The 16,951-nt window shown below is 32.4% G+C and carries 11 protein-coding genes and 3 tRNA genes; 8 read left to right on the plus strand and 6 right to left on the minus strand.

Annotated features, from left to right (window positions below; all coding sequences use genetic code 11):
- Positions 1–61: 61 nt before the first annotated feature.
- Both DU428_RS05920 and DU428_RS05925 read right to left on the minus strand, forming a co-directional pair.
- Positions 62–442: a hypothetical protein gene (locus DU428_RS05920; protein WP_072349005.1), complete on the minus strand. Its 381-nt coding sequence runs from the start codon at positions 440–442 to the stop codon at positions 62–64.
- 76 nt (positions 443–518) lie between these two features.
- Complete coding sequence (locus DU428_RS05925) at positions 519–3,062, minus strand: ATP-dependent Clp protease ATP-binding subunit (protein ID WP_072349007.1); 2,544 nt, start codon at positions 3,060–3,062, stop codon at positions 519–521.
- Between the two features lie 262 nt (positions 3,063–3,324).
- Between DU428_RS05925 and gyrA the strand changes: the two genes are divergently transcribed.
- On the plus strand, positions 3,325–5,877 hold the full coding sequence (gene gyrA / locus DU428_RS05930; protein ID WP_113966163.1) for a DNA gyrase subunit A: 2,553 nt from the start codon (positions 3,325–3,327) through the stop codon (positions 5,875–5,877).
- A gap of 30 nt (positions 5,878–5,907) precedes the next feature.
- Positions 5,908–7,152 carry a tetratricopeptide repeat protein gene (locus tag DU428_RS05935; protein WP_072349013.1) on the plus strand — a complete coding sequence of 415 codons (1,245 nt, stop codon included), beginning with the start codon at positions 5,908–5,910 and terminating at the stop codon, positions 7,150–7,152.
- 51 nt (positions 7,153–7,203) lie between these two features.
- Here DU428_RS05935 and DU428_RS05940 read toward each other — a convergent pair whose 3' ends face one another.
- Both DU428_RS05940 and DU428_RS05945 read right to left on the minus strand, forming a co-directional pair.
- Positions 7,204–7,953 carry a C40 family peptidase gene (locus DU428_RS05940; protein WP_072349015.1) on the minus strand — a complete coding sequence of 250 codons (750 nt, stop codon included), beginning with the start codon at positions 7,951–7,953 and terminating at the stop codon, positions 7,204–7,206.
- A gap of 34 nt (positions 7,954–7,987) precedes the next feature.
- Positions 7,988–9,166 carry an acetyl-CoA C-acyltransferase gene (locus DU428_RS05945; protein ID WP_113966162.1) on the minus strand — a complete coding sequence of 393 codons (1,179 nt, stop codon included), beginning with the start codon at positions 9,164–9,166 and terminating at the stop codon, positions 7,988–7,990.
- Positions 9,167–9,291: 125 nt separating this feature from the next.
- On the opposite strand from DU428_RS05945, the gene DU428_RS05950 reads away from it, so the two are divergent.
- From DU428_RS05950 to DU428_RS05965, 4 genes are all read left to right on the plus strand, one after another.
- Positions 9,292–11,340, plus strand: a complete 2,049-nt coding sequence (locus DU428_RS05950; protein ID WP_113966161.1) for an HD family phosphohydrolase — start codon at positions 9,292–9,294, stop codon at positions 11,338–11,340.
- 102 nt (positions 11,341–11,442) lie between these two features.
- A tRNA-Ser gene (locus DU428_RS05955) sits at positions 11,443–11,531 on the plus strand.
- A gap of 29 nt (positions 11,532–11,560) precedes the next feature.
- Positions 11,561–11,635: transfer RNA gene (locus DU428_RS05960), tRNA-Pro, on the plus strand.
- A gap of 18 nt (positions 11,636–11,653) precedes the next feature.
- Positions 11,654–11,727, plus strand: a tRNA-Arg gene (locus tag DU428_RS05965).
- A 233-nt stretch (positions 11,728–11,960) separates the two neighbouring features.
- On the opposite strand, the gene DU428_RS05970 is transcribed toward DU428_RS05965, so the two are convergent.
- Together DU428_RS05970 and DU428_RS05975 are read right to left on the minus strand one after the other, a co-directional pair.
- Positions 11,961–13,082: a GTP cyclohydrolase gene (locus DU428_RS05970; RefSeq protein WP_072349021.1), complete on the minus strand. Its 1,122-nt coding sequence runs from the start codon at positions 13,080–13,082 to the stop codon at positions 11,961–11,963.
- Positions 13,083–13,097: 15 nt separating this feature from the next.
- Complete coding sequence (locus tag DU428_RS05975; protein ID WP_072349023.1) at positions 13,098–14,075, minus strand: transporter; 978 nt, start codon at positions 14,073–14,075, stop codon at positions 13,098–13,100.
- Positions 14,076–14,182: 107 nt separating this feature from the next.
- Here DU428_RS05975 and DU428_RS05980 point away from each other — a divergent pair, with 107 nt between their 5' ends.
- Both DU428_RS05980 and DU428_RS05985 read left to right on the plus strand, forming a co-directional pair.
- Positions 14,183–14,467, plus strand: coding sequence for a DUF4834 family protein (locus DU428_RS05980; protein ID WP_072349025.1), 285 nt, complete (start codon positions 14,183–14,185; stop codon positions 14,465–14,467).
- 30 nt (positions 14,468–14,497) lie between these two features.
- Positions 14,498–16,915, plus strand: coding sequence for a YfhO family protein (locus tag DU428_RS05985; protein WP_113966160.1), 2,418 nt, complete (start codon positions 14,498–14,500; stop codon positions 16,913–16,915).
- Positions 16,916–16,951 lie beyond the last annotated feature (36 nt).

Here is a 16,951-nt window from a genome sequence, read left to right on the forward strand (position 1 = left end):
AATAAAAAATAAAAAAAAGGGCTTATTTAAGTTAAATAAGCTCTTTTTTATGGATGTATTTTTAATAACCAAGTTTCTTTTTCATATTACAAAGGTTATCGGCCCAAAGTATCGCATCTTCTAAATCTTCAAAAATTTCAAATGGTTTATTTAAAAATGCTTTTTCATAAATAGCATTTTTAATACCTGGTTTTTCTTTAGAAACAACCACAAAACCAGCTAAAGCTGAAAACTTGGAAGTTTCAAAATAAATAGTAGGATCCACCGAATAAGAATTTATTCTATGTGTAATGTACACAAATGGTCTGTCTTTAAAATGATCCATAAGTACTTGTGTTTGTAAGTTGCTTTTTTCTTGCGAAACAACTTCTCCTTCATTGATAGTACTTATAACATAGTTTTCAAAGAAGACCATTTTGCAAAAGCTTAGTTCGATAGTCATGATTTTTATATCAAATTATTTAAAAAAACTCCATTATAATAATAGAGTCTTATAAACAATATTTTTTGATTAAATTTTAAGATTCAGCAGGTTTTTCTGCTTTTTCTGTTTTAATTTTTAATTCGTTTGTTTCACTATCTAAATCCATCATTATTTTATCACCTTCATCTAGCTTCGAATTAATAATTTCTTCCGCTAGCGTGTCTTCAATATATTTCTGGATTGCACGTTTTAATGGTCTTGCTCCGTATTGTTTATCGAAACCTTTATCCGCAATATAGTCTTTAGCAGCATCTGTCAATGTTAAGGTATAGCCAAGACCTTTAATTCTAATAAGTAGCTTCTTTAATTCAATATCAATAATTTTATTAATATCTTCTTTTTCAAGAGCATTAAATACTACAACATCATCAATTCTATTTAAGAACTCAGGTGCAAATGCTTTTTTAAGTGCATTTTCAATTACACCTCTTGCGTTTGCATCTTCTTGAGCCTTTTGTGAAGCAGTACCAAAGCCTACACCTGTTCCAAATTCTTTTAATTTTCTAGAACCAATATTTGAAGTCATGATGATTATAGAGTTTCTAAAGTCTATTTTTCTACCAAGACTATCTGTAAGATAACCGTCATCTAAAACTTGAAGCATCATATTGAATACATCTGGATGCGCTTTTTCAATCTCATCTAATAAAACTACTGAGTAAGGTTTGCGTCTTACTTTTTCTGTAAGTTGTCCGCCTTCTTCATAACCCACGTATCCTGGAGGTGCACCAACTAATCTAGAGATAGCAAATTTCTCCATGTATTCACTCATGTCTATTCTAATTAAAGAATCTTCACTGTCAAATAATTCTTTAGCTAAAACTTTTGCTAATTGCGTTTTACCAACTCCTGTTTGCCCTAAAAAGATAAACGACCCAATTGGTTTATTAGGATCTTTTAATCCAGCACGGTTACGTTGAATGGCTTTTACAACCTTTGCAACAGCTTCGTCTTGGCCAATTACTTTTCCTTTTATAAGTTCTGGTAATTGTGCTAATTTATTACTTTCGGTTTGGGCAATTCTATTTACAGGAATTCCTGTCATCATAGAAACAACATCTGCTACGTTGTCTTCGGTAACAGTTACACGGTTTAATTTCGTATCCTCTTCCCATTGTTCTTGGGCTATAGCTAAATCTTTTTCAATGCGTTTCTCATCATCACGTAATTTAGCAGCTTCTTCATACTTCTGTTTCTTGACTACAGATTTCTTTGTTTCCTTAACCTCTTCTAGTTGTTTTTCTAGCTCTAGAATTTGTTCTGGTACTTTTATGTTTGTAATGTGTACTCGAGAACCTGCTTCATCTAAAGCATCAATTGCTTTGTCTGGTAAAAAACGATCTGTCATATATCTAGAGGTAAGTTTTACACAAGCTTCAATAGCTTCATCTGTATAGTCTACATTATGATGTTCTTCATATTTACCCTTGATGTTATTAAGAATTTCAATGGTTTCATCTACAGTTGTAGGTTCTACAATAACCTTTTGGAATCTACGCTCTAATGCACCATCTTTTTCAATATACTGTCTGTATTCGTCTAGGGTAGTAGCACCAACACATTGAATTTCTCCTCTAGCAAGTGCAGGCTTAAACATATTGGAAGCATCTAAACTTCCTGTAGCGCCACCAGCTCCAACAATCGTGTGAATTTCATCTATAAAAAGAATAATATCGTCATTCTTTTCAAGCTCATTCATAACAGCTTTCATGCGTTCTTCAAACTGTCCTCTGTATTTTGTTCCAGCAACTAAACTTGCTAAATCTAGTGTTACAACTCTTTTGTTAAAAAGAATTCTAGACACTTTTTTACTTACAATTCTGTTAGCTAAACCTTCTGCAATAGCAGATTTACCTACTCCAGGTTCTCCAATAAGTAAAGGGTTGTTTTTCTTCCTTCTACTTAAAATTTGAGAAACTCTTTCTATTTCTTTTTCACGACCAACAACAGGATCTAGTTTTCCTTCCTCAGCCATCGCGGTTAAGTCACGTCCGAAATTATCTAAAACAGGAGTTTTAGATTTTTTGTTAGACTTACCAGTAGGAGAGTTGAAAATATCCTTAGACGGATCATCTGGAGATGAAGTATCATCGTCTGGAAATTCTGCCTTTGGTTCTATATAATTATCATCGTTTGTTATCATAAGCTTGAATTGTTCTTTTACGTTATCATAATCCACTTTTAGCTTATTTAAAAGCTTTGTAGTAGGATCATTTTCGTTTCTTAAAATACACAACAGTAAATGTGCTGTGTTAATAGATGTACTTTGAAACAGTTTAGCCTCTAAATAAGTTGTTTTTAAAGCACGTTCTGCTTGTCTAGTAAGATGTAAGTTTTTCTTTTCATTAAAAGCTATTGCAACATTAGGGTTTGCAGGGCTTAAAATTTCTACTTTACGTCTTAAGTGATTTAAATCAATTTCTAAAGCATTCAGAATGTTAATGGCTTTACCATTTCCATCACGCAATAAGCCAAGCATTAAGTGCTCAGTACCAATAAAATCGTGGCCTAAACGCAATGCTTCTTCTTTGCTAAATGCAATTACATCTTTTACTCTTGGTGAAAAATTATCATCCATAAATTATTCCTTTCTACATTAAAAATACTAAATTCCTACTCATTAAAATCAAAAACTATACCTTAATTTATAGGATATATGCTAATAGAGAAAAAATCTTCCAAAATTCAAAATAATTAAGGTCATACTTATCAACTAAAAATGACTGCAAAATTGTTAATAAAAATTCCTAAAAAAATCAAATGAAATGCCTTGCTATGACTGATGAAAGTGTTATATTAGCGTGTTTTGAAAAATACAGAATAATTTAATATTTATATATATGACAGAAGGAGAAAAACTCATTCCAATTAATATTGAAGATGAAATGAAATCGGCTTACATTGATTATTCAATGTCAGTCATTGTGTCACGTGCTTTACCGGATGTAAGAGACGGATTAAAGCCGGTACACAGACGTGTTCTTTTTGGAATGCATGAGCTGGGTATTAGAGCAAATAGCGCACATAAAAAATCTGCAAGAATTGTCGGGGAGGTTTTAGGTAAGTATCACCCACATGGAGATATTTCGGTTTATGATGCAATGGTTCGTATGGCTCAAGAGTGGAGTTTACGTTATATGCTTGTAGATGGTCAAGGTAACTTTGGTTCTGTTGATGGAGATAGTCCAGCAGCAATGCGTTATACAGAAGCACGTATGCGCAAAATATCTGAAGACATGTTGGCAGATATTGATAAAGAAACTGTAGATCATAAATTAAATTTTGATGATACTTTAGAAGAGCCAACCGTTCTTCCTACAAGAGTACCAAGTCTTCTAGTTAATGGAGCTTCTGGAATTGCTGTAGGTATGGCTACTAATATGCCGCCTCACAACTTATCTGAAGTTGTTGATGGTACAATTGCCTATATCGATAATAAAGATATTGAGATTGACGAATTAATGAAACACATCAAAGCACCAGATTTCCCAACAGGAGGAACTATCTATGGCTATGATGGTGTTAAGGAAGCTTTCCATACAGGTAGAGGACGAATCATTATGCGTGGTAACGCAATTATTGAAGAAGTTCAAGGTAGAGAATGTATCATCGTTACAGAAATTCCTTATTTAGTTAATAAAGCAGACATGATTAAAAAGACTGCTGACTTAATTAATGAAAAGAAACTAGACGGAATTACTAGTATTAGAGATGAGTCTGATAGAAACGGAATGCGTATTGTTTACGTTTTAAAGCGTGATGCAATTCCTAATATTGTTTTAAATAAATTATATAAATATACCGCTTTACAGTCTTCATTTAGTGTGAATAATATTGCACTTGTTAAGGGAAGACCAGAATTATTGAATTTAAAAGAATTAATTCACTATTTCGTAGAGCACAGACATGATGTAGTTGTAAGAAGAACTACTTACGAATTACGTAAAGCAGAAGAAAGAGCACATATATTAGAAGGATTAATTATTGCATCCGATAATATTGACGAAGTAATTAAAATCATTCGTGCGTCTTCTAATGCAGAAGAAGCTCGTAATAACTTAATCGAGCGTTTCAAACTTTCAGAAATACAAGCAAAAGCAATTGTCGAAATGCGTCTACGTCAGTTAACTGGACTAGAGCAAGACAAATTACGTAGCGAGTATGAAGAAATCATGAAAACTATTGAAGACTTAAAAGACATTCTTGCTAGAAAAGAAAGAAGAATGGAGATTATTAAGGAAGAACTTCAAGTCATTAAAGATAAGTATGGTGATGAGCGTCGTTCTGTTATTGAATATGCCGGAGGAGACTTAAGCATTGAAGATATGATTCCTAACGAAAAAGTTGTAATTACTATCTCGCATGCAGGGTACATCAAACGTACTTCTCTTTCTGAATACAAAACTCAAAATAGAGGAGGGGTAGGACAAAAAGCTTCAACAACTAGAAATGAAGATTTCTTAGAACATTTATTTGTTGGAACCAACCACCAATATATGTTGTTCTTTACGCAAAAAGGTAAATGTTTCTGGATGCGTGTTTATGAAATTCCAGAGGGATCTAAAACTTCAAAAGGTAGAGCAATTCAAAACCTTATAAATATTGAGCAAGATGATAAGGTAAAAGCATTCATTTGTACACAAGATTTAAAAGACGAAGATTACATAAATAGTCACTATGTAATTATGGCTACTAAAAAAGGTCAGGTTAAAAAGACTGCTTTAGAACAATATTCTAGACCAAGAACTAATGGTATTAATGCTATTACCATTAAAGAAGACGATGAATTACTAGAAGCAAAACTTACAACAGGTGAAAGCCAAGTGATGTTAGCACTTAAATCTGGTAAAGCTATCCGATTCGAAGAGGCTAAAACTAGACCAATGGGTAGAAACGCTTCTGGTGTTCGCGGTATTAGATTACAAGACGAAGTAACAGATGAGGTTATAGGAATGATTGCTGTAGATGATATGGAAAGTGATATTCTTGTTGTATCTGAAAACGGGTACGGTAAACGCTCTAGTCTAGATGACTATAGAATTACAAACCGTGGAGGAAAAGGAGTAAAAACTATTTCTATTACAGATAAAACTGGAAACTTAGTTGCTATCAAGAACGTATCAGATGCAGACGACTTAATGATTATTAATAAATCTGGTATTGCTATTCGTATGGCAGTTCAAGATTTAAGAGTAATGGGAAGAGCTACGCAAGGAGTGAAACTTATTAACCTAAAAGGTAAAGACTCTATTGCTGCTGTTGCTAAAGTAATGCATGATGAAGATGATGTAGAATTAGATGAAGACGGAAATATTATTCCGAAAAACATAGAATCTACTAATGATAATGAGGATGGCATAACTCTTGATAATAACCAGGAAGAAGAAGAATAACCCTCACAAATAATTTAACAAATTTAAAAAATGAAAAAACAAGCAATTATAGCATTAGCATTAGGAGTTAGTGCATTTTCTTTCGCTCAAAAGAAAGAACTTAAATCAGCAGAAAAAGCTATTAATAAAAATAATTTTTCTGAAGCTACATCCCTTTTAAATGAGGTAGAATCTATGTTACCAGAAATGGATGGGAAATTAGCAGATAAATACTATTACCTTAAAGGATTAGCGATTTACGCTAACGGACAAGGAAATGAAAAAGTAGATGAAATTATCGCAAACTTTGATAAAGTAAAGGGAGCATACGAAACAGAAATTGCAGACACAAAGCAAAATATTGTAAACACTATATTAACAAAATCGAATGATTTATATCAGTCTGCTAAATATGTAGAAGCTTCTAAAGGATTCAAGAAATTATATAAACTTGTTCCTGCAGATACTACTTATTTATACTATGCTGCTGCAAGTGCAGTTTCTGGTAATGATTATGACGCTGCTGCAGAAAACTACGAAGAATTAATCAAATTAGGCTATACTGGAATTGAAAAACAATACTCAGCAGTTAATAAAGAGACTGGTGAAGTAGAGTTTTTCCCTAAAAGTCAAAGAGATTTATTTGTAAGAACAGGATCTCATATTAAACCAGCAGAAACACTTACAAAATCTAGAAGAGGAGAAATAATTAAAAACATTGCTTTTATCTATTTAAGCCAAGATAAAACAGAAAAAGCTCTTGCTGCTATTCAAAATGCAAGAAAAATGGATCCTAATGATGCTAATTTAATTGTAAACGAAGCAAACATTTACTATAAGAATGGTGATCAGAAAAAATACAAAGAGCTTATCGAGCAAGCAATTGAATTAGATCCAACTAATATTGATTTAATTTTCAACTTAGGAGTTGTTGCTGCAGAAAACGGTGAAACTGAGAAAGCAAAAGAATATTACAAAAAAGTAATTGAAATGGATCCTACTTATGTAAATGCACAAACAAATATGGCTGCATTAATTTTAAGTGGAGAAAATGCTTTAATCGAAGAAATGAATGGGTTAGGTACATCTAATGCAGATAACATTCGTTACGACCAATTAAAAGAAGAGCGTACGCAGTTATATAGAAACAGTATTCCTTACTTAGAGTCTGTATTAAAAATACAACCAGACAACATTGATGTTGCTAGAACATTAATGAATATTTACAGTGCAATTGATGATACTGTAAAAACAAAAGAAATGAGAGCTTTAATTCAGTCTCTGGAAAAGAACTAATTAGAGATTTATATTACATAAAAAAGCCACTTCAATCGAAGTGGCTTTTTTTTATATAATCTTTTTTATAACTCGTAATTTATGAGTGTGCATCCGTTTGTCTGCATTATAAATTCCGGAGTGGTCTAATCTATCTATTCTTACTTTTCCATGTGCGTGAATAATATAATTATCTTTCATGATAATTCCTACATGCACAATATCACCTTCATTATTATCAAAAAAAGCTAAATCGCCAGGCTCACTTTCTTCAATAAAACTTAAAGCTTCTCCTTGTGTAGCTTGCTGAGAAGCATCACGTAACAATTTGTAACCATTTAGTTTATAAACCATTTGTGTAAAACCAGAACAGTCAATACCAAATGGTGTTTTTCCTCCCCATAAATAGGGAGCATTTAAAAATGAAAAAGCAGTTTTAATTACATCTTCTTTTGGTTGTATCTCTTTTACGACAGAACCATCAAAGCTATGGTTTAAAAGTTCTAAACCATTTAAAGTAGAACCTAGTGGAATAGAATATAAGTGATTGTCTTTATCTTGAACAAATTCAATTAAGTCGTTAGATAAAATAGGAGCTTGGTTGTTTAAAGAGTTATATTGCTCCTCTGTGATTTCAATATACTGCTTATTATCTATCCAACCTTCATAACCATCAAATGCAATACGGATTTTACTCCATGATTTTCGTTGCTCCAATATTTTAAAATAATCTCCATACAAAACTTGCGAAACTAGTTCGGCTTTGTCTGATGGCTCAAATCTTAATGGAACAATGCTTAAGTTACAAATTCCGTATTGCATTAATGATAAATAAATTTATGAGGTTAAGTTAGAATTAAGAACGTTCGATAACAATAGCAGAAGCACCACCACCACCATTACAAATAGCGGCTGCACCAATTTTAGCATTGTTTTGTTCTAATACGTTTAATAAAGTAATAATAATTCTAACACCTGAACATCCTAATGGGTGTCCTAAAGAAACAGCTCCACCATTTACGTTAACCTTATCATCTGTTAATCCTAATATTTTCATATTAGCTAAACCTACAACAGAAAATGCTTCGTTAAATTCAAAATAATCTACATCTCCTAACGCAATTCCAGCTTTATCTAAAGCTTTTGGTAATGCTTTAGCAGGAGCTGTTGTAAACCATTTTGGTTCGTGCGCAGCATCTGCATAACCTTTTATAGTTGCTAAAGGTTTTAAACCTAATTCTTCTGCTTTTTCTTTACTCATTAATACCATTGCTCCAGCTCCATCATTAATAGTAGAAGCGTTAGCAGCAGTTACTGTTCCTTCTTTTGTAAATGCAGGACGTAAAGATGGAATTTTATCCATTCTTACATTTGTATATTCTTCGTCTTTACTAACAATTACTGCTTCTCCACGTCTTTGAGGAACTTCTACAGGAACAATTTCGTTATCAAATTTTCCTGCATCCCAAGCCGCAGCAGAACGACTATAAGATTGAATTGCAAAAGTATCTTGGTCTTCTCTAGAAAACTCATATTCTGTTGCACAGAGATCTGCACAAACTCCCATCGCATTTTGATCGTAAGCATCTACTAATCCGTCACGTTGCATACCATCTTCCATTTTAGCAGGACCAAATTTAGTTCCTGTTCTAGCGTGGTAGTAATGCGGAATTAAACTCATGTTTTCCATTCCTCCAGCAACAACAACATCTGCATCACCTAAAGCAATAGCTTGAGCGGCTTGCATAACTGTTTTCATTCCAGAAGCACATACTTTATTAATGGTAGTACATGGTACAGTATCTGGTATTCCAGCATAAATAGCCGCTTGTCTAGCTGGTGCTTGACCCGTTCCTGCTTGAACAACATTACCCATTAAAACTTCTTGAACCATTTCTGGTTTCAGGTTAATTTTATCTAATGCGCCCTTAATTGCTATGGCTCCTAATTTTGGAGCAGGAACTGAAGATAAAGCGCCTAAAAAACTACCAATTGGTGTTCTAGCGGCAGATACTATAACTACTTCTTTACTCATTGTGATTTGCGTTTAAATTTAATTTATGCGAAAATAATCAAATTTTAGTAGAAATTAGAATGATACTTTATTAATAACAGTTTAAAAAGTATATTTTATTACATTTGAGAACAGTAAAAATTACCATGAAAGACTTCATAAATAGTATCTATAAAAATCATGCTTTAATTTATAAAGCCCTGCTGTTTATTTGTACAACAGTGTTAATCGTTTATTTGTTTCCGAAACAAGGAAAATTCAAATACAATTTTATACAAGGAAAACCTTGGCAGTCTGAAAACCTATATGCTCCTTTTGATTTTGCTATCAAAAAAACGAAACAAGAAATTGATGCAGAAAAACATCAAATTGAACAACAGTCAAACCTATATTTTAACTTAAATACAACGGTTGAAAAAAATGTTAGAGCAGCATATAAGCAAACATTTTATCAAACTTTTCCAGATTCTATTTCTAAGAACCAGTTAAACACTTTATATAAAACAGGAGAGCTTGTTTTAGATAAACTATATAGTTACGGTGTTTTAAATGAAAACTTTAATTTTTCTGAAGAAAAGAAAAGTGTCATTCTAGATGGACAAATAACTGTTAAACAAACTAAGTTTGAAAACCTTATTCAGCAGAAAGATGTAACAACAACTATAAATAAACTCTTAAAAGCAAATCAGGTTGAAGGTTTTGAGATTCATTTTCTTTCTATATTTTTTGAAGTAGTAGAGCCAAATCTAAGCTTCAATAAAAAGCTCACCGAAAATGCTTTAAAAGATGAATTAAGCAAAATAGCATACACACGAGGAAGTATAAATAAAGAGACTTTAATTATTTCTAAAGGGGAAGTAGTAGAAGGAGAGAAGTATCAAGTTTTAGAGTCTTTAAAAAACGAATATAAATCACAGGTATGGACAGCTTCAAACTATAACTGGGTTGTATTTGCTTATACTTTACTGGTTTTACTTGCCTTATTAATGCTGCTGCTTTTTTTAAGAAAATACAGACTAGACGTGTTTAATAACAACACGAAAGTTACCTTCATTTTTTTCAATGTTATAATGATGGTGCTTATAACAAGCTTCGTTCTTAACTATAATTCGCAGTATTTATATATAGTTCCTTTATGTATTCTTCCTTTGGTTTTAAAAGCTTTTTTTGATGCAAGACTCGGTTTGTTCACCCATGTTATAACAGTTCTTCTGTTAGGTTTAATTGTTCCGAATAGTTATGAGTATATGTTTTTACAGATTACAGCCGGAATTATTACCATCTTAACAGTTTCAGAACTATACAAACGTGTCAATTTATTTATTTCCGTAGGACAAATAACGCTTATTTATATCATTGCCTATTTTGCCTTTTTTGTAATTCATGAAGGAAGTGTAGACGCTATTCATTGGGAAACTTTTGGACTCTTTGTTTTATGTGGACTAGCAACCTTATTCGTACAACCTTTAATTTATGTTTACGAAAAGTTATTCGGATTGGTTTCAGATGTATCCCTATTAGAGTTATCCGACACGAATTCTAAGCTTCTAAAAGAATTATCTAACAAAGCACCTGGAACCTTTCATCATTCGTTAAACGTAGCCAATTTAGCGGAAGCAGCAGCAAACGAAGTGGGGGCGAATGCCATGTTAATTAGAGTAGGAGCGCTGTATCATGATATAGGTAAAATGAAAAACCCAACTTTCTTTACCGAAAACCAATCTACAGGCATCAATCCGCATGATGAGTTATCTCCAAAAGAAAGTGCTAACGTAATTATAGATCATGTCTTAGACGGCATTGAAATAGCGAAAAAGAATAACCTTCCAGATAGAGTTATAGATTTCATACGAACCCATCACGGTACAAGTTTGGTTTATTATTTCTATAAAAAAGAAAAGTCTATGAATGAAGAAGCTTCTAAAGAAGATTTTATTTACCCAGGACCGAAACCATTTAGTAAAGAAACTGCCATTTTAATGATGTGCGATAGTGTAGAGGCAGCATCTAAAAGCTTGAAGGAACCAACCTCTTCTAAGATCGATACTTTTGTTGAAAATATCATAAATAAGCAGATGGAAAGCGAACAATTCCTAAATGCGAACATAACTTTTAAAGAAATTCAATCTATAAAAAAAGTGCTAAAGCACAAGCTTGCAAATATTTACCATTTACGAATTGAATATCCCGAATAATTTTCGAAAAAATATTCCAAAAAAATTTGTGTTCTTTGATAAAAGAATATACATTTGCATCCGCATTTAAGAACAAATGCTGTTGTTCATATAAAGATTAACGGAGAGGTGCCTGAGTGGCCGAAAGGAGCGGTTTGCTAAATCGTCGTAGGTGGAAACACTTACCCAGGGTTCGAATCCCTGTCTCTCCGCAATTTTTCAATTTTATTGATAACTGTTTCGGGGTGTAGCGTAGCCCGGTTATCGCGCCGCGTTTGGGACGCGGAGGTCGCAGGTTCGAATCCTGCCACCCCGACAATTTTTTTAGAGTTACGGGCTCGTAGCTCAGCTGGATAGAGCACCTCCCTTCTAAGGAGGCGGTCATAGGTTCGAATCCTATCGGGCTCACAAAAAGACTTACTGTTTCAGTAGGTCTTTTTTGTTTTATATAGGTTTTCTAGAGTTTCATTAAAGGTTTTACTCATAATGTAACTTTAGGGTGATATTGTTGAAATGGGGGGTAGAGCTTTTTAAGGTACACTTTGGTACACCATAATTATTAAAGGGTATCATAAAAAAACGGAGAAAATAATTGTTAAATTATACTTCTCCGTTTTACTATTTTAAAATGAAAAGCAGTTTTAATTTAACTCTTTTCTGTAAGTTTTTCTTCTCTTTATAACTTTAGGGTCAAAATGCTTCCAGATTTTTTGAATAGCATGGTTATTTGCTAGTTCTGGAGTTCGAATACAGTTCTGTATACCTTTTGCCGCAAAAGTCTTGTAATACTCGCTAAAAATGACTGCAGTAATACCTTTGTTTTGATACTCAGGTAAAATTCCAATTAAATAGAAAATAACATCTTTACTTTCTTTTTTAGCTTTCAGAAGTTTTAAGAATCCAAATGGAAATAGTTTTCCGTTAATTTCTTGTAATGCTTTAGAAAAAGAGGGCATAACAATAGCAAAGGCAATCATTTTGTCATCTTTATCAAAAACGTACTTAATGTATTCCGGATTAATAAAACCAATAAATTTCTTTTTAAAATATTCCTTTTGAATATCTGTTATCTCAACAAAAGAGGATAGGGAAGCGTAACTTTTATTAAATAAGTCAAACATCTCATCTGCATAAGGCATTACTTCTTTTGTTTTAGTAAAATCCTTTACATGTACTTGATAACGTTTTCTAATTAAAGCATCTGCTTTAGAGAAAACTTCAGGATCTATATTACTGAATGGAAAATGGCTCTCTATCCATTCTTTTTCTGGCCTATAGTTGTGCTTTTCTAAATGTGTTACATAATATGGGTGGTTGTACCAAGTAATCATGGTTCCAATGACATCATATCCTTCGGTTAGTACACCTACTTTATCCAAATTAGAGAAACCTACAGGGCCTTCTAGGTACTCTAAGTTATTCTCTTCACCAATTTCAGCAACCTTATCTAAAAGTGCTTTAGAGACTTCTAAATCATCTATAAAATCAAACCAACCAAAACGCATTTTCTTTTCGTTTTGCTTGTTTACTTCCAACCAATTGATGATTGCTGCAACTCTTCCTACAATTTTATTTCCTTTATAAGCAAGGAAGAAATAAGCATCGGCATCATTAAATACAGGGTTTTCCTTCTGATCGAAGGTTTTTAATTCCTGTGAAATTATTGGTGGAACCCAGTATTTTGAATCTTTGTAAAGTTGAAAAGGAAATTTAACAAATTCTTTGTATTCTTTTTTAGTGCGGACTTGCCTAATGCTAATCATAAAATTATTAATTCTTTAAAAATCATCAAAATTCTGTTGTTGTTTTTCTTGTTTACTTTTTTTAGTTTCTTTCTTGGTCTTAGTTCTTATTTTTTTACCAGGTTTAGGAGTATTATCTATCAATTGATCTTCATGAAAATCTAATCGGAAAGATGCACCAAGTGTAATTCCGAAAACAGAAGGAGTATCTTTAGTATTCAAAGTTACTGCTGTATCTAATTGAAAATTTTTGCTCCATAAATAAGCACCACCAAATCGAACTAAATTGTCAGCATAAAAATCGCTTTTTATTCCGTGTGCTTCACCAAAAACAGCCCACTGCTGGTTAATTGCTTTTGTAAGTGTAAGTATATAAGAAAAATCAGATTGTGTAGATCCAATTCTATCTTGCATGAAATTCATTACATAAACCCAACCACCAACAAAATTATTCTGTGTAGCAATCATAACTTTAGGGCTTATTCCTTGAACTCCTGGAGCAGTAAACGGATTGTCTTTAGAGTCAAAATTAACCCCTGCATAAATAGATACTGCAGGAATTAGCGACTTCCATTTAAATTTATGATTTGCCTTCCAGCTGTAAATGTTTGGCTTTTCTTCTTTTGCATGCCTGTAAGGGTCAAAAACTAAATATTTAAGACCAAAAGTGAAATGTTTGAAATTGCTAAAATCTGCTTCACTACTAATATTATTGGTAAAAGTTCTGTTGGTGGATTGATAAATACCTTCCAAATTAATTTCTAAGTTCTCTAAAAATAAACCGTATCTAAGGCTGAAATCCACACCATAACTTTCATCATCTCGTTGTAATCGAGAGTGTTTTTCATTTAGCATATATGGTCCAGCTTCAAACTGAATAACGTTAGTTCCTACAGAAAAGGCGCTTTTTGAAACTCCTGGTCTATTTGAATTTATAACTTCTGTGTACTGTGAAAATCCTGAAAAGGAAACTGCAAACACTAGAGTTACTAGATAGTATTTTAAAGACTTCATGTTTATTAGCGTTGGTTGAGTTCAAAGATATATATTTTATATTTTTTTTAAGTATTTATCCCATAAATTAAAACATAAGTATTGTATTTTTGTTAAAAAATAATTTTATGTTGCAATTGGCATCTGTTACTGGAGTTGTAAAAGTGATTTTAATCATACTATTAATTTATTATGGTGTGAAAATCTTATCTCGAATATTTGCTCCATTATTGTTGAAGTTTATAGCGAAAAAAGCAGAACAACGTTTTGGAGAACAGTTTGGTGGTTTTCATAACCAACAACAAAAACAACCTACAACGAAAGAAGGGAAAATCACTATTGATAAAATGCCAGAAAACAGATCTTCAAATAAAAATGTTGGTGAATATGTAGATTACGAAGAAATTGACTAAATTTCAACCTTATTGATATACATTTTATTCATGCAATTCTCTATAAAAAAACTACTCCCACATTTTCTTATTTTCATTGGTTTTATACTAATTTCACTAGCATATTTTAGTCCTGTTTTAAAAGGAAAACAAATATTTCAAAGTGATATTAAGCAGTATATTGGTATGTCTAAACAACAAACCGATTACAGGGAAGAAACCGGTGAAGAGACCTATTGGACAAACAGTGCTTTTGGCGGAATGCCAACCTATCAATTAGGGGCAAAGTATCCGCATAATTATATCAAAAAACTAGATTTAACTCTACGTTTTTTACCTAGACCAGCAGATTATCTGTTCCTGTATTTTATGGGGTTTTATGTGCTTTTACTAGTACTTAAAATAGATTATAAACTAGCTGCTTTAGGTGCTTTAGCATTTGGGTTTTCAACCTATCTCATTATTATTCTTGGGGTAGGACACAACAGTAAAGCACACGCAATTGCTTACATGCCATTGGTTTTAAGCGGAATCATCCTCACCTTTAAACGAAAATACGTAGAAGGTTTTTTACTCACAGCAGTCGCAATGGCTTTAGAAATTGTAGCAAACCACTTCCAAATGACTTATTACCTCATGTTATTGGTAATTGTTTTAGGAATTGCTTATTTGCTAGATGCTTATAGAAAACAAATACTTCCACATTTTTTTCAGTCTGTAGGAATCTTAATTCTTGCTGTTATTCTAGCAGTAGGTTTAAATGCTACAAATATTCTAGCTACCAAAGAATATGCAAATGAAAGTACTAGAAGTAAAAGCGAACTTACCATTCAACCGGATGGTTCACCTAAAGAAGTAACTTCTGGATTAAGTAAAGAATATATTACCGAATATAGTTATGGATTTTTAGAAACTTTTAATTTATACATCTCTAGAATAGTAGGAGGAGGGAATCATGAAGATGTAGGTAAAGACTCTGCTTCGTATGAGTTTTTTGTCAGTCAGGGAGTGCCTGCCTTACAAGCAAAAGAATATGTAAAACAAACACCTACTTATTGGGGAAGTCAACCTATTGTGGAAGCCCCTGCTTATGTTGGTGCTGTGGTTATTTTCCTTTTTGTTTTTTCTTTATTCTTAGTGAAAGGAAGAATAAAATGGTGGCTTGTTGGAGGAACTATCTTATCTCTATTACTTTCTTACGGAAAAAATCTAGGATTCCTAACAGATTTCTTTATCGATTATGTTCCGTTATACAATAAGTTTAGAGCTGTAACATCCATACAAGTAATATTAGAATTGTGTATTCCTATTTTGGCAATATTCGGTTTATCACGCTTATTCAATAATTTTGAAAAGGATGAAGTAAAACTAAATGCCATAAAATATACCCTTGGAATAACAGCAGGATTAGCTTTATTCTTTCTATTATTTAAAAACTCTCTAAGTTTTATGGGAGTAGACTTTGCTGGAGTAAACGACGGTTTTTATAAACAAAATTATGGACAGCGTTTTATTGATGCTTTACGAGAAGATAGAAAAATGTTATTCAGTCAAGACACCTTAAGAACCTTGATTTTAGTATTGCTTTCTGCAGGAACCGTATTCCTATTCTTAAAGAAGAAAATATCTGAAAAACTTGTAATTATAGCCTTTGCTGCATTAATTCTATTTGATTTAGTTTCGGTTGATAGAAGATACGTTAACAACGATAATTTTGTTTCAGCCTTACAAGTGAAAAAACCTTATCAACCTAATCAAGCAGATTTAGAAATACAAAAGGATACATCACACTTTAGGGTTTTTGATATTACAGATCCTACAGCAAGAGCTTCTTATTTTCATAATTCAATAAGTGGTTATCATGCAGCTAAATTGAAGCGTTATGATGAACTTTTCGACTTTCATATTACCAAAAACAATATGAATGTATTGAATATGCTTAATGCGAAATATATTATCGCTGAAGAGGAAGGTCAAATATTTCCTTTCACTAATACCGATGCTAATGGTAATGCTTGGTTTGTTTCAGAACTGAAAGAAGTTGCAACTGCAAATGAAGAAATCATAGCACTAGACAGTTTAAATACCAAAACAAAAGCTGTATTTCTTACTACGGAAGCTATTACAAACAAAAATTTCAGAGTAGATTCTACAGCAAATATTTTGCTTCAAGAATTTAAGCCTAACTATTTAAAATACCAATCAAATAATACCAATAAAGGATTTGCTGTATTTTCTGAAATCTATTATGCAAATGGTTGGAATGCCTATATAGATGGTAATTTAGAGAAGCATTATAGAGTAAACTATGTTTTACGAGGAATGGAGGTTCCTGCAGGAAAACATACAATAGAATTCAAATTTGAACCAAAAGTTATACAGACTGGAAGTAGTATTGCTTTGGCAAGCTCTATTCTTTTAGGGTTATTACTTCTTGGTGGAGTATATTTTAAAATAAAAAAGAAGTAATTAACGTATTTGCTTCGGTAGAAATTCACTACATAA

Source organism: Oceanihabitans sediminis, assembly GCF_003337215.1.
In the GTDB taxonomy this organism is placed as follows: Bacteria; Bacteroidota; Bacteroidia; order Flavobacteriales; family Flavobacteriaceae; genus Oceanihabitans; species Oceanihabitans sediminis.